This is a genomic window from Xenorhabdus szentirmaii DSM 16338 (assembly GCF_002632585.1).
GTDB classification, from domain to species: domain Bacteria; phylum Pseudomonadota; class Gammaproteobacteria; order Enterobacterales; family Enterobacteriaceae; genus Xenorhabdus; species Xenorhabdus szentirmaii.
This window is the reverse complement of record NZ_NIBV01000001.1, coordinates 236594-250643: the sequence shown is the minus strand read 5'-3', so window position 1 is coordinate 250643 and position 14050 is coordinate 236594. Positions and strand designations below refer to the sequence as shown.

General features: G+C 43.6%; 13 protein-coding genes. 5 read left to right on the top strand and 8 right to left on the bottom strand.

Translation table 11 applies throughout. The annotated features are described in order from the left end of the window. Nucleotides 1-256: 256 nt before the first annotated feature. Nucleotides 257-1078: a 4-hydroxy-tetrahydrodipicolinate reductase gene (gene dapB, locus Xsze_RS01210; RefSeq protein WP_038240535.1), complete on the bottom strand. Its 822-nt coding sequence runs from the start codon at nt 1076-1078 to the stop codon at nt 257-259. Nucleotides 1079-1463: 385 nt separating this feature from the next. Between dapB and Xsze_RS01205 the strand changes: the two genes are divergently transcribed. The 4 genes from Xsze_RS01205 (at nt 1464) to Xsze_RS01190 (ending at nt 4669) form a co-directional block, all read left to right on the top strand. Next, the gene (locus Xsze_RS01205) at nt 1464-2309 is read left to right on the top strand and encodes an AraC family transcriptional regulator (protein ID WP_038240536.1); all 846 of its coding nucleotides are present in this window, start codon (nt 1464-1466) and stop codon (nt 2307-2309) included. A 146-nt stretch (nt 2310-2455) separates the two neighbouring features. Next, entirely contained in the window at nt 2456-3190 is a 735-nt protein-coding gene (locus Xsze_RS01200) for an AzlC family ABC transporter permease (protein ID WP_038240537.1), read from the top strand. Next, the gene (locus tag Xsze_RS01195) at nt 3187-3498 is read left to right on the top strand and encodes an AzlD domain-containing protein (protein WP_038240538.1); all 312 of its coding nucleotides are present in this window, start codon (nt 3187-3189) and stop codon (nt 3496-3498) included. The genes Xsze_RS01200 and Xsze_RS01195 overlap by 4 nt, the downstream gene beginning before the upstream one ends. 13 nt (nt 3499-3511) lie before the next feature. Further along, nucleotides 3512-4669 carry a hypothetical protein gene (locus Xsze_RS01190; protein ID WP_209435302.1) on the top strand — a complete coding sequence of 386 codons (1158 nt, stop codon included), beginning with the start codon at nt 3512-3514 and terminating at the stop codon, nt 4667-4669. Nucleotides 4670-4852: 183 nt separating this feature from the next. Here Xsze_RS01190 and ispH read toward each other — a convergent pair whose 3' ends face one another. The 5 genes from ispH to ribF all read right to left on the bottom strand — a co-directional run bounded on the left by ispH (nt 4853) and on the right by ribF (nt 10878). Next, nucleotides 4853-5806: a 4-hydroxy-3-methylbut-2-enyl diphosphate reductase gene (gene ispH, locus Xsze_RS01185; RefSeq protein WP_038240539.1), complete on the bottom strand. Its 954-nt coding sequence runs from the start codon at nt 5804-5806 to the stop codon at nt 4853-4855. Beyond that, on the bottom strand, nt 5787-6257 hold the full coding sequence (fkpB, locus tag Xsze_RS01180; RefSeq protein WP_038240540.1) for an FKBP-type peptidyl-prolyl cis-trans isomerase: 471 nt from the start codon (nt 6255-6257) through the stop codon (nt 5787-5789). The genes ispH and fkpB overlap by 20 nt, the downstream gene beginning before the upstream one ends. A gap of 112 nt (nt 6258-6369) precedes the next feature. Beyond that, nucleotides 6370-6906 (bottom strand): signal peptidase II, encoded by a 537-nt coding sequence (gene lspA / locus Xsze_RS01175; protein WP_038240541.1) that lies wholly within the window; start codon nt 6904-6906, stop codon nt 6370-6372. Beyond that, entirely contained in the window at nt 6906-9719 is a 2814-nt protein-coding gene (gene ileS / locus Xsze_RS01170) for an isoleucine--tRNA ligase (protein ID WP_038240542.1), read from the bottom strand. The genes lspA and ileS overlap by 1 nt, the downstream gene beginning before the upstream one ends. A 214-nt stretch (nt 9720-9933) precedes the next feature. Next, a complete protein-coding gene (ribF, locus tag Xsze_RS01165; RefSeq protein WP_038240543.1) occupies nt 9934-10878 on the bottom strand; it encodes a bifunctional riboflavin kinase/FAD synthetase in 945 nt (314 codons plus the stop codon). 348 nt (nt 10879-11226) lie between these two features. Here ribF and rpsT point away from each other — a divergent pair, with 348 nt between their 5' ends. Next, entirely contained in the window at nt 11227-11487 is a 261-nt protein-coding gene (gene rpsT / locus Xsze_RS01160; protein ID WP_038240544.1) for a 30S ribosomal protein S20, read from the top strand. 99 nt (nt 11488-11586) lie between these two features. On the opposite strand, the gene nhaR is transcribed toward rpsT, so the two are convergent. Both nhaR and nhaA read right to left on the bottom strand, forming a co-directional pair. Beyond that, nucleotides 11587-12513: a transcriptional activator NhaR gene (gene nhaR, locus Xsze_RS01155; protein WP_038240545.1), complete on the bottom strand. Its 927-nt coding sequence runs from the start codon at nt 12511-12513 to the stop codon at nt 11587-11589. 331 nt (nt 12514-12844) lie between these two features. Beyond that, nucleotides 12845-14026, bottom strand: a complete 1182-nt coding sequence (gene nhaA / locus Xsze_RS01150) for a Na+/H+ antiporter NhaA (RefSeq protein ID WP_038240546.1) — start codon at nt 14024-14026, stop codon at nt 12845-12847. Between the last annotated feature and the right edge of the window lie 24 nt (nt 14027-14050).

Below are 14050 nucleotides of genomic sequence, written 5' to 3'. Positions count from 1 at the left end.
TCTCTATTGAGGCAATGCAGCTGGAAAAAATAAGGAAAGTCGGTATGGATAATCGATTAATGTGACAGAAAACTTTAAAATCGAAAAAAGTGGGTGTTTTTTCTTACTTATGGAAAATAAGGTAACAAAAAGCCCCTTTGAATCTGTAAAAATAGTAGTTAATTTGATATATGAAGTGTTTTTTAATGGTATCCATTGTTATTAATGGTTATCTATATAAATTTCATTTATAACAATGGATTGATTTTTTATTTTATTAAATATTATCCAGATTAAGTACATCTTTCATATCATAAAGTCCATTGTTTTTACCCTTAAGCCATGTTGAAGCCTTAACTGCTCCGTTAGCAAAGGTCATTCGGCTGGAGGCCTTGTGACTAATCTCTACTCGCTCTCCAATATCAGCAAAGATTGCAGTATGTTCTCCAACTATATCCCCGGCCCGTATGGTGGCAAAGCCTATGCTTTTGGGATCACGTTCTCCGGTATGGCCTTCACGGGAATACACTGCACAGGTTTTGAGATCCCGGCCTAATGTATGGGCGATAGATTCTCCCATTGCCAGTGCTGTTCCTGATGGCGCATCGACTTTATGACGATGGTGAGCTTCAATAATTTCGATGTCAGTATATTCCCCCATAACAGTTGCGGCTTTTTCCAGTAATTTGAGCACCAGATTAACGCCAACACTGAAATTAGCAGCAAAAACAATGGGGATCTCACGGGATGCGTCTTCAATCGCTTTTTTGCCTGCTTCATCAAAACCGGTTGTGCCAATAATCATGGACTTGTGATATTGACGACAAATCTCGAGGTAAGCCAAGGTGCCTTCCGGGCGTGTAAAATCAATTAAGACATCAAATTTTTCAATCACCTGATGCAGATCATCACTGATAATAACCCCATTTTTCGTAATGCCCGCCAGTTCTCCTGCATCAGTTCCCACTAATGAAGAGCCGGAACGTACTAATGCTGCGCCGAGTGTCATGCCGTCCAGTTGTTGAACAGACTGAATAAGGCAGCGCCCCATACGACCACTGGCGCCAACGATAGCAATGCGAATATCTGAATGAGTCATAACGCTTCTCTCTATAATTTATGTGTAGCCGGAGTGACAAACGAAATTATTTCACAGCTTAACTGGCAACGACTGACTAAGCCAGCCTTAGAGAAAGACCATTAGAAAAACAGGGATCACAAGAAGAGTTATAAAAATACTAAATAGCGGAGGCATTGATGCCATTATCCATGCCCATACCCAATGGATGCCAAAATGTCGGGTATGTCAGATTTGATTATTCAAGATATATTATATGTATTGTCAAATTTCATAATCTAACAATAAATTATAAAATACATTTACCCCAATCGGACTAGCAATTTTATACAAAAGCAGGAAACTGCGTTATCAGGAACCACTCAGGATAAGAAGTAAAATTTATTTTATAATCAGGTGGTTATTTATGGCTGGACAAGAAAGTGTAAAAGAAAAAACCCATTTTTTTCATCTGAAAGAATTTAATGGGCTGGAAATGCTCAGGGCAACATACTGCAATCAAGTGTTTTCCCGCCATGTGCATGAAACTTTTTGCATCGGGGTGATCGAAGAAGGTGCCCAGCGTTTTCACCGGAAAGGTACGGAATATATTGCACCCAAGGGCGATATTATTCTGGTCAACGCAGATGAAATTCATACTGGCTCTTCTGCTGTGCAAACAGGCTGGTCGTATCAGGCGATATACCCATCACTTGAATTACTGCGTTCGTTATCCCGGGATTTTCAATATGAAAATGGCTCAATCCCCTGGTTTCCGTCTGCGGTTGTACATGATCCGGGGTTATCTGAGCAATTGCGCATGACGTTTAATCTGCTGGCGCAGAATGGTAATACATTGTTTAAAGAAACGATGCTGCTTTCTTCACTTGCATGGTTGGTGATGCGATATGGTCAAACTTATATTGCCGAGCAGACATTGTCTGATTCTGAAAAACAGATATTTCTGACGAAAGAATATATTGATTCCCACCCTGAAAATGACATATCTCTTAATCAGTTAGCTGATATGGTGCAATTAAGTCCATGGCATTTTTTACGGCAATTCAAGAAAGCTATCGGTGTGACGCCTCATATTTATCTGATTTTAGCGCGTTTACGTATGGCCCGGAGATTATTAACAGAGGGGGATTCCATATTGAATGTTGCTCTTCGTTGTGGTTTCTCTGATCAAAGCCATTTTAACCGCCATTTTAAAAATGCCTTAGGTATTACGCCGGGTAAGTTTGTACGCTCTCTAAAAGAATCTCATTAATATATTTAAATTGAACCTCCAAAAAACAAATACATTAATAAACTAACAGGCTGTTGCAACGCAATTTTATCCAATACTCCGGCACAGTCTATTCGTAATCTAATTTCACAATGATTGCTTCTCACCTTATTGATGTATATTGAATTATGGAAAAATCGCTCTTCGGTTCTGATACAGATACTCAGCCAATCACTTCTGCTTGGAAAGGGTTTTGGTCTGGTGTGTATAATATGTTACCACTCTGCTTATCCGTTATTCCATGGGGAATATTAGCGGGATCTGTCGCTGTGGAATCCGGTCTGACTATCGGCCAGAGCATTGGTATGTCTGCCATCTTATTTGCAGGGGCTGCACAATTAGTCACACTGGGATTATTAGCGTCCGGCGCGAGTATATTTACCTTGGTTATTTCGGTTTTTTTTATCACTGCGCAACATTTTCTATATGGGTTAACTTTACGTGAATATGTATCTGTATTAAAAGTGCGTTATCGATTGCCAATAGGCTTTCTGCTAACAGATGAATTATTTGCTCTCAGTTGTGCTAAAGAAAATAAAAATACTTTAACGCCCGGTTATTTGATTGGCGCGGGATTATGTTTTTATATCTGCTGGAATTTGTTTAGTTTGTTGGGGATTTTTATGGCTTCTACTATTCCCGACCTTGCAAAATATCATCTGGACTTTTCTATTGTAGCGACTTTTATCACCATTGTTGTACCGATGATTAAGAGCCTTAGTGTGCTTTTTGGGGTCTTGTTTTCATTGTTTTTATCCATGTTGTTATCTTATTTCCATGTTGAAGGGGCTGTTATTATTTCAGGTATAAGTGGAATGTTTTTCTCTGTATTGGTAGCCAGATTAGCCAAGGAGTCAACATGAGCTGGACTTTGATTTTTGTTTTAGCCGGTATTGTGTTTTTTAATCGATATGTTTTTTTGGAACCTAAAATGCCGGTAAAGTTACCTAAGATATTAAATGAGTCACTTAAATATTCCGCACCTTGCTTACTTATTGCAATATGCGGGCCTATTATATTAATGGAACAAGGGGAATTGAGAGAGCTACCCAATAATCCGTATTTATTGGGGGCATTGCTCACTACTGTATTTGCTTTTTTTATTCGTAATATTGTTATTTGCGTTATTGTCAGTTTAATCGTTTTTTATATTTTATCCACTATATTATAGATAGGAGGAAATTATGAAAACAGGAAATAATACTTATAAGGAGTCCATGACTATTAGAGATACATACAGAATTTTACCATTTCAAGGTGTATGGACTTGGTTAACGGGAAAGGATATTCCTGATAGAAAGCCATTATGGAAATCAAATTCTATTGAAATGATTTTCTGGTCAATTAGCTGGATGATAATCGGAACGCTATTCATTTATTGGGCTGTGACTAGCCAGATTTCACTGTTCTCTTCCATAATCATTTATTCCATAGGTGTATTATTTGCCTCTTCTGGTGCCCGATACGTTGTTGCGACAATCGTTCATCAAGGCGTTCATGGTAATTTACTTTCGACTCAAACAGGCAATAAAATATTATGTGAAATTTTATCTACCGTATTGATTACTCAACCGTATGATTCATACCGTCAATTTCATATTTATGAGCATCACGGCAAAGATTTTTCAACCACTGAGGACAAGGATCTGGCTGCAATATATAAATTGGGTTTTTTACCCGGAAAATCTAAAAAACAGCTCTATCTGAACTTGTTCCTGACATTACTAAGCCCATATTTTCATCTGTCATATTTTTGGGGCAGGATTAAATCAAATTTAGTCGGCGTCCCAAAATATAGATTGCTTATGACGATCATTCAACTTTTTGCCTTAGGTTATCTGGCTTGGCATATAGGAATAATGCTTTTCTTTTTATTTATTATTATTCCCTATGTCATAGTTTATCAAATTGCATCGTTATTACATTTAATCACGGAACATGTTTGGTTATTACGCAGAGAAAAAGAAACTATTCGTGATAGTCATATCAATAATTCCTTGGCGCGTTTCTGTGGCTCACCTTGTCCCGGGAGCTTTGCTGTAAAATGTTGGCCTCAATGGATAATGTGGTCTGTCCGGCATTTATTCTATCATTTGCCTATCAGAATGCTGGTAGTACAGGGATCACTGGTGTGTCATGATTGGCACCATCGCATGAGTAGTGTGAAGGATTGGTATAATTACGCTGCACGAAGGGAAGTGAGTGCTGCAAAATTAGCGGAAGAAGGCCACTATGATTACACTGAATTTTGGGGATTTCACCATGGCCTGGATTATGTACTAACAATGATAAGCGATGCTGAGCCAGTAACCGTTAGTAATTTAAAGTATAGACTCAATTGAAACATTTGTGCGGAATGACAATTGCAAAAATCACAATGAAATTATGGATGTTGATTCTGACTTTTTATTAAAAATGAGAGTGATCATTCAATGCATGAATAATGAGGTCTATCATTACTATCTGAATTTATGATGATAGACCTATTTAATATTTTAGTGATTGAAAGATTCAGCAACGTGATTTTAATCAATCTCTTTCACTTCAACCCGCAGTTCTTTGGGGACTTCAAAAACAATATTTTCTTCGCGACCATGCAATTCATTAACTGTTTTCGCACCAAGCATTTTCAGGCGTTCAATCACTTGCTGTACCAGAATATCCGGTGCTGATGCCCCCGCAGTGACACCGATCGCATTCACTTTTTCAATCCATTCTTCTTGGATATCATCCGCAGAATCAATCAAATAAGCTGGTTTTCCAACGCGCTGTGCCAATTCGGCCAGCCGGTTTGAGTTTGATGAGTTTTTGGAACCAACGACCAAAACGACATCAGCTCCGGAAGCTAAATCGCGAACAGCTTCCTGGCGGTTGGTGGTGGCGTAGCAAATGTCATCTTTACGTGGGCCGATAATTTTTGGAAAGCGGGCATTAAGTGCGTCAATCACTTCGGATGTATCATCGACAGAAAGCGTTGTTTGCGTCATGAAGCAAAGATTGTTTTCATCTTTCACTTGCAGCTTCCAGACATCTTCCGGTGATTCCACCAAATACATGCCGCCTTCAGGGTTATTATATTGACCCATCGTGCCTTCCACTTCAGGATGACCGGCATGACCAATCAGAATCGCTTCTTTGCCTTTACGGCTTGCCCTTGCCACTTCCATATGTACTTTAGTGACCAACGGGCAGGTAGCATCAAACAACATGGTCAGGTTGCGGCTGCGGGCTTCTGCGCGAATGGCTTGGGAGACGCCGTGAGCTGAAAATATCAGGATTGCACCATCAGGAACTTCAGATATTTCCTCAATGAAAATAGCGCCACGTTTTCTCAGGTTATCAACGACATAACGGTTGTGCACAACTTCATGGCGCACATAAATGGGCGCGCCGTACAATTCTAGTGCACGTTCTACAATGCTGATGGCACGATCTACACCAGCACAGAAACCACGAGGGTTAGCCAGCAATATTTGCATGGGTTTCCTCCAACTGAGGGTCAATTTCCAACACTTCAATATCAAAAGTGATGTTCTGTTCAGCCAGCGGATGGTTAAAATCAACAGTGATGGAGCCTTCAGCGACTTCTTTGATCAACCCCGGCATCTCACTGCCGTTCATGGCTGTAAACAGCATGATGGTTCCAACTTCTGGCGTACCGGCATCAGCGAAATCACGCGGAGTAAAGTATTGCACCAAATCAGGATTGTGTTTACCAAAAATGGTTTCTCCCGCCAGCGTGAATTGATGTTTATCACCCGCTTTCAATCCAAGGAGTTGCTGCTCCAATGGGGTAGAGAGGCTACCATCACCAAGGCGGAATAATGCGGGCTTGCCTTGGCTGTAAGTCGAGTCTGCTGTTGAACCATCATCCAGCTTTAATGTGAAGTGTAATAAAACAGCACTATGCGCTTGCGCCTGCATTGACATGTTGCTCAGACCTTTTGCTTAAAAAGTGATTACAAGTATACCGTATGACAGTATGAAATCATCAGCCCCAGTTTTGTTAACCGGGGCTGATTTATTATCATTCTTTGAATGACTAGGCTTTTGGCGCTTTTTGCTCGTCATTCAGTGGGTTGTCATCCCGTTGCTTGTCATTCGGACCGATAAAGCTTTCTATGATAATGAGGGCCGCCCCGATGCAGATTGCTGAATCTGCGATGTTAAAGGTCGGCCAGTGCCATTCCCCGACATAAAAATCGATGAAATCGACAACAAACCCATGTACCAGCCGATCGAATAAATTCCCCAATGCCCCACCAATGACTAAAGCGTAGGCGATATTGCTCAGTTTTTGTCTGGCGCTGGAACGGTACATCATGACCATCAATACAAGGGTAATGACGGTTGCAACCAAGGCAAAGAACCAACGCTGCCAGCCACCCTTATCAGCCAGAAAGCTGAAAGCAGCCCCTAAATTCTGAGCATAAGTCAGATTGAAATAAGGCATCAACGGAATGGATTCGTATAGCGAGAAGTTTTGCAGTACTAGGTACTTACTTCCCAAATCCAATATCAATACCACAGCAACCAGCCAAAGCCAGCGAAGTCCGGTGGAACAAATGGGCTTATTCATCAGGCAAATTTACGCTCTTCACCGTTGCCGGCAACGTTAATCACACAGCGGCCGCAAAGTTCTGCATGTTCCGCCACCAGACCCACATTTTTAGAATAATGCCAGCAACGTGGGCATTTCTCACCGTCTGCTTTGCGGAAAGAAACTTTCAGGCCAGCAAGCTCGCTTTGCTGTGCATCGTCACCCGCAGTTGCATATGCCGCTACATCAGCCCGAGAAGTCAGCAGGACAAAACGCAATTCGTCAGACAGTTTGTTGAGTTTTCCTGCCAGTGCTTCATCAGCATAAAGCGTGACAGCGGCTTCCAGTGAACTGCGGATATGTTTATCAGCACGGGCCTGCTCAAGAACTTTGTTGACTTCACCGCGTACTTCCAGCAGCTCAGCCCAGAAAGTATCGTTCATATCTTCGCCACTTGCCAAACCGAACAGTCCTTCATACCACTCTTCGGTGAAGACATACTGAGCGCGTTCACCCGGCAGTTCATTCCAGACTTCATCTGCGGTGAAAGACAGAATGGGTGCCATCCAGCGGACCAGCGCTTCAGCGATATGGAATAATGCTGTCTGGCAGCTGCGACGGGCAAGGCTGTCACCTTTCGCGGTGTATTGGCGATCTTTAATGATATCCAGATAGAAAGAACCCATTTCCACGGAGCAGAATTGCATTAAACGCTGAACCACAGAGTGGAAATCGTATTCGTCATAAGATTTGAGGATATCGGCTTGTGCCGCTTGAGCACGGCCCACTGCCCAGCGATCCAGAACAACCATATCTTCGGCTTTGACCATGTGTTGCTCTGGGTTGAAACCATTCAGGTTTGCCAGCAGGAAGCGGGCGGTATTGCGGATACGGCGGTAAGCATCAGCAGAACGCTTCAGGATCTCGTCAGAAACAGCGATTTCGCCGCTATAGTCAGTGGAGGCAACCCATAAACGCAGAATATCTGCGCCCAGTTTGTTCATGACATCTTGTGGGCTGACGGTGTTGCCGATGGACTTGGACATTTTACGGCCTTGTTCATCAACGGTGAAACCATGTGTCAGCACTTGGCGATAAGGGGCTTTGCCTTTAATCGCAGTAGACAGCATCAGTGAGGACATGAACCAACCACGATGCTGGTCAGAACCTTCCAGATAGATATCGGCAGCATGGCCGTGGAATTCCGGACGGGTATCAACTACGGAAGAATGGGTGCTTCCTGAATCAAACCAGACATCCAGGGTATCCTGAGCTTTGATGTAATCAGCGGCCTCATCACCCAGCAGTTCTGTTGCGTCCAGATCCCACCAAGCCTGAATGCCATCGATTTCAACGCGCTTGGCGACTTCTTCGATCAATTCGACGGTGCGCGGATGAGGTTCCTGAGTCTCTTTATGAATAAACAGAGACATGGGCACGCCCCAAGTGCGCTGACGGGAAATACACCAGTCAGGGCGATTTTCTACCATGGATTCGATACGCGCTTGTCCCCAGCCCGGTATCCACTGAACGTCTTTGATCTCTTTCAGGGACTGCTCACGCAGACCGTTTTTATCCATGCTGATGAACCACTGAGGTGTTGCACGGAAAATAATCGGTTTTTTGTGGCGCCAGCAGCAAGGGTAGCTGTGCTGGATTTTGTGCAGACTCAGCAATGCGCCTTTTTCTTTCAGCAGTTCGACGATGATATCGTTCGCCTTGAAGACAAATACACCATCCAGAGACGGATAAGTGCCAGAGATGTAGCAGCCATTCGGCCCCACAGGGTTGGCTATCTCAAGGCCGTATTTCAGGCTGATGGAGTAGTCGTCCGGCCCATGGCCACCTGCGGTGTGCACTGCACCGGTACCGGCTTCAAGCGTAACGTGATCACCAAGGATGGCTGGTGCGTCGAAGCCCATGAATGGATGGTTGAAGCGCATCAGTTCCAGATCGGCGCCCGTACAGTTGCTGACAGCTTCCCATGATGTGATACCTGCGCGTTGCATGACCTGTTCGACCAGCTCAGCCGCCAGGATCAGGTATTCATTGTCCACTTTGACCAATTGGTAGGTGATTTCTGCACCCAACGAAATTGCACGGTTGGCAGGCAATGTCCATGGTGTGGTTGTCCAGATGGCCAAAGAAACTGGCAGCCCCTGAGGTTGCACACCAAATTTGGCATACACGGCATCTGCATCAACGGCAGGGAAACTCACATCAATGGAAGGAGAAGTTCTGTCGTAGTATTCCACTTCCGCTTCGGCGAGAGAGGAGCCACAGTCAGTACACCAGTGGACGGGTTTCACACCTTTCAGCAAATGACCATTCTTGATGATGCGACCCAGAGCACGAATGATGTCTGCTTCTGTTTTGAAATCCATCGTCAGGTAAGGTTTGTCCCAGTCGCCCAGCACACCCAGACGCTTGAAGCCCGCTTTTTGTGTTTCGACCTGGGTCATCGCATATTTACGGCACTCAGCACGGAATTCAGCAGCGGAAAATTTTTCCCCCGGCTTGCCGATAATTTGCTCAACCTTGAGCTCAATTGGCAAACCATGGCAGTCCCAACCGGGAATATAAGGCGAATCGTAGCCTGATAGCCCTTTGGACTTAACAACAATATCTTTGAGAATTTTATTAACTGAGTGACCAATATGAATATCGCCATTTGCATAAGGAGGGCCATCATGCAAAATAAACGTTTTCTTGCCAGACTTTGTTTTTCGGATTGCCTGATACAAACCTTCCTTGTACCAACGTTTCAACATATCTGGTTCGCGCTTAGCTAAATCCCCGCGCATGGGGAACCCTGTTTCCGGTAAATTCAGGGTGTCTTTATAGTCACTCATTATAGATTCTCAGTTCCAATTTTCCGCTATATCCTTATCCGTTATCTTTCACATTGCAGCTGTACTGGCTACGTTTTCGTTGCCCGGTTACCGCATGGCCACTATCTATATAGCTATATAGTATAGTGACCATTGCACAGTGAGCAGATCGTCACCGACATGCTTGGGTATTCGTTTACTCGCCGTCATGCCGTAAAATGAAATCTATTGGATATCAGATACATGACTCGGATCGCTGCAAGAGATAATTTCTTGCGGCAACCACATCATTTGCGATTTGCTGTTTAAGCGCATCAAGCGAAGCAAACCGCTGCTCATCACGCAATTTTTTGCGTAACACCACGTCGATATGACGCCCATAGAGATCCATCCGGGCATCAATCAAATGTACTTCGAGTTGTTGGCCTTGGCCCGCAACGGTGGGGCGATTGCCTATATTGGCAACCCCCGGCAAGGGTTTATCCCCCAATCCATGGACTTCAACAGCATAAACACCCTTAACAGGTGCAACCAGCCGCTTCAATGGTAAGTTAGCCGTGGGAAACCCGATGGTACGCCCCAGCTGTTTACCGTGAACGACTCTGCCGCTTATGCTGTAGGGATGCCCCAATAATAGCTCTGCCAAGGCCAGATCATCATCTTGCAATGCCTGACGAATGGCTGTACTGCTGATCCGAAGACCGCTGTCACAAAAGCTGCCTGTGCTGGCGACATCAAAATGGTATTGTTTACCTGCTTGTTGCAAATATTGAAAATCGCCGAGGCGATTTTTACCAAAACGGAAATCATCCCCTATTGCCAGAAACTTAACACCCAGTTTTTCAACGAGCAACTGTGAAACAAAGGATTCAGGCGAGTTGGCTGCAAAATGTTTGTCAAATTTCACACACAACAGGTAATCAACGCCATTTCGTACCAGATATTTTATTTTATCTCTTAGCCGCGTCAGGCGAGCTGGCGATTTATCTGCAACAAAAACTTCCAGTGGCTGCGGTTCGAAGATCATGACCATAGTCGGTAATCCGAGACGCAACCCTTCTTGCTTCAAGTGTTTTAATAAAGCTTGATGCCCGCGATGGACACCATCAAAATTACCAATCGTCAGCACGCAACCATGGTGACGCGCCCGGATATTGTGTATACCGCGAATTAGCTCCATAGCTGGCTCAATACCGTGGAAATTGCCGGATTATACCTTGTACGACGTGCAAGGTTAACCCACGATCACAAAGGGTTTTAATTAATAACCTGATTCATACAATAAAAATAGGCCAGATGCCCGAAAAATATTTAATTTATCGCATTTATCTGTGATTCATTCAGTTTTTTATTGCGAAAGACTGTATTCCCTTTCAGTAAGCTGATAAAATCCCGCCCCATCACAACGTAACCAGCGTCGTCGTACAGCGACGCTTATTTGCACAAATCCATTGACAAAAGAAGGCTGAACAGGCATATTCCTCGGCCTTTGAATTGTCCTCGATAGAATATATTTGGGAGTTGGACCTTGGCTAATATCAAATCAGCTAAGAAACGCGCCGTACAGTCTGAGAAACGCCGTCAGCACAATGCAAGCCGTCGTTCTATGGTGCGTACTTTTATCAAGAAAGTATACGCGGCCATCGCTGCTGGCGATAAAGAAGCTGCACAGAAAGCATTCAATGACATGCAACCAATTGTTGATCGTCACGCCTGCAAGGGTCTGATCCACAAAAACAAAGCAGCACGTCATAAATCTGCTCTGGCAGCGCAAATCAAAGCAATGTAATTATTTGTTTTGGTTATGCTGAAAAAAACCGGCATTTAGCCGGTTTTTTTGTATCTGCTCATTTGCAGACGATGAGCTTAAAGTCATTTCAGCATTGTTCTAACGTAATTTTTCAGGGCTGCTTTTAAGCGGTGTATTGAATAAAGCAGAAAAATCCTTGTTGCATACCCTTTGAACTGCCGGATGCTGGATCATTCGCTCGGCAAAAATGACGTAATACTCTTCCTGAACGGCGTCTAATCGCCCTATCTCAACAATATCACTATCTGCAAAAATGTCATTGGCGTAGAAAGAAGGCGCAATGAAAATGGCATTGTGGTACATACCAAAGGCTTTCATCAACGCAGCGTCATCAAATTCGCCCAACACTTCAACCTGAAGGTTTTTATTGTGTATCCAGGTCAGAAGTTTTCTGCCCAGCATTGAACGACGACCCGGGATCAGCAAGCGGCGCTCTTCCAAACACTCAGGAAACGATTTTTCAGGAATTGGCTGGCGACAGTAAAAACTAATGTTGCATTCACCTAATTTTACTGAAAATAGTCCTTCCTGTTGTGACGAATCGACCGGACAATCTGACAGGATCATATCCAGTTTATGCTGACTGAGTTGTTCAAGCAGCATTTCATGGGTTGATTCAAAACAGCGCAAGTGAATTTTTTCATGTTCTGCAACGGCCGTTTCCAGCACTTTGCTGACTAAGGTTTTGGACAGTGCATCAGCGACACCGACATCAAACAGCAGATTTGATTCACGGCTATAAGTAACGATGTCCAGCATTTCCTGACTAAGGGTAAACATTTTATCCGCATAACGGAAAATCAGCTGTCCTAATTCAGAAGGGACTAAGCCTCTGCCTTGGCGTTTGAAGAGTTTCCCACCGAGGCGTTCTTCTAATGCCTTAATTTGCCCGGTAATAGTTTGTGGTGTTAGATATAATGCTTCTGCTGCGCCGACAACAGAGCCTTCCTTGCAAACGTGCCAAAAATAATAAAGATGGTTAAAATTTAAATGTGAAACCCGCATATTTTTATCCTTGTATTGCCTCACATCTGTATACCTTTCATCTTTCAAGACGCAGTTTCGTTGGCTGTTCCGGATCATGTCGCCATATTCAGCTTGTGACCGAAGGTCTATTTATTGACCACCATACTGTAATTTGAAATTTGTCGGTATTAACAGCCCTGACAATATACATTGTAGGCCGCCAGACTGTAGCGTTCTCCTATTTTTTGTTGAGGTGAAATATCAGCGGCACAGCGGTGGTTCATGTTATGCCGCCGATATCAAAGGAATGAGTAATTTCGGCAATTGATAATGGAACTGCGCTTAAATTAATCTATTCATCTACGTTTGGCTACGTTTTTTTCTTTGGCAATATCTTGGGCAATAGCAAGTTTAATAGCCCATAACCGATTATTGCGGCAGTCGTAGAACCAATTAAAATACCTAAGCGAGAGTAGGTACTGAAAGCATCGTCCTGGCCTTCAAATGCCAGTCCCGAAATAAAAATGGACATGGTAAAACCGATCCCACAAAGTACGGAAACGGCGAAGATTTGTTTCATGCCGATTTTTTCCGGTAGCTTAGCAATACCCAGTTTTACTGAGATCCAGCTAAACAAAAAGATCCCCAATGGCTTGCCAATGAATAAACCAAGGGCAATACCAACAGGCAGCATACTGGTTAAGCCATTCAATGTGACGCCCTGCAATGAAACCCCCGCATTGGCAAAGGCAAATAAAGGGAGAATCAAATAGGCTACCCAAGGATGAAGTTCATGCTCCAACGCTTCTGAGGGGGATTCTCCTTTCTTATCGCGAAGAGGGATCAAAAAACCAACGATAACACCTGCAAGTGTGGCATGAACACCTGACTTTAAGATACAAACCCACAAAACAATGCCTACAACCAGATAAGCGGAGGTTTTGGCTATTCCTTTCCAGTTCATCCAGGCCAGTATCGCGATCATGGCCGCGGCAAGAGCAAGTGCCGTCAAAGAAACTGTTTTGGTGTAAAACAAGGCAATAATAACGATGACACCCAAGTCATCAATAATTGCCAACGCAAGTAAAAATACTTTTAATGCGGTGGGAACTCTTTTTCCCAACAAGGCCATGATGCCAAGCGCAAAAGCGATATCTGTTGCCGCCGGAATTGCCCAACCTTGCCGTGCAATGTCATCGTTTCCATTAAACAGCAAATAGACGAGAGCAGGGGCCAACATTCCGCCAAGTGCGGCAATGGCAGGAAAAATTGCCTTATCGCGGCCTGCAAGTGAGCCTTCTATAAGCTCACGTTTGACTTCCAGCCCGACGATCAGGAAAAACACCGCCATTAATCCATCGTTTATCCATAGTAATAATGGCTTATTGATTTCTAAAGCGGCGAACTGTACGGCAACGGGAAGATTGAGAAATTGATGATAAATGCCGTCTAATGGCGTGTTAGCCATAATCAGGGCGATAATGGCTGCAATGATGAGAAGAATTCCACCAGCTGCCTCCAATTTCAAGAATTGGCGAATAATTGCAGTCATAAACAGATAACCTATGAAATTGAT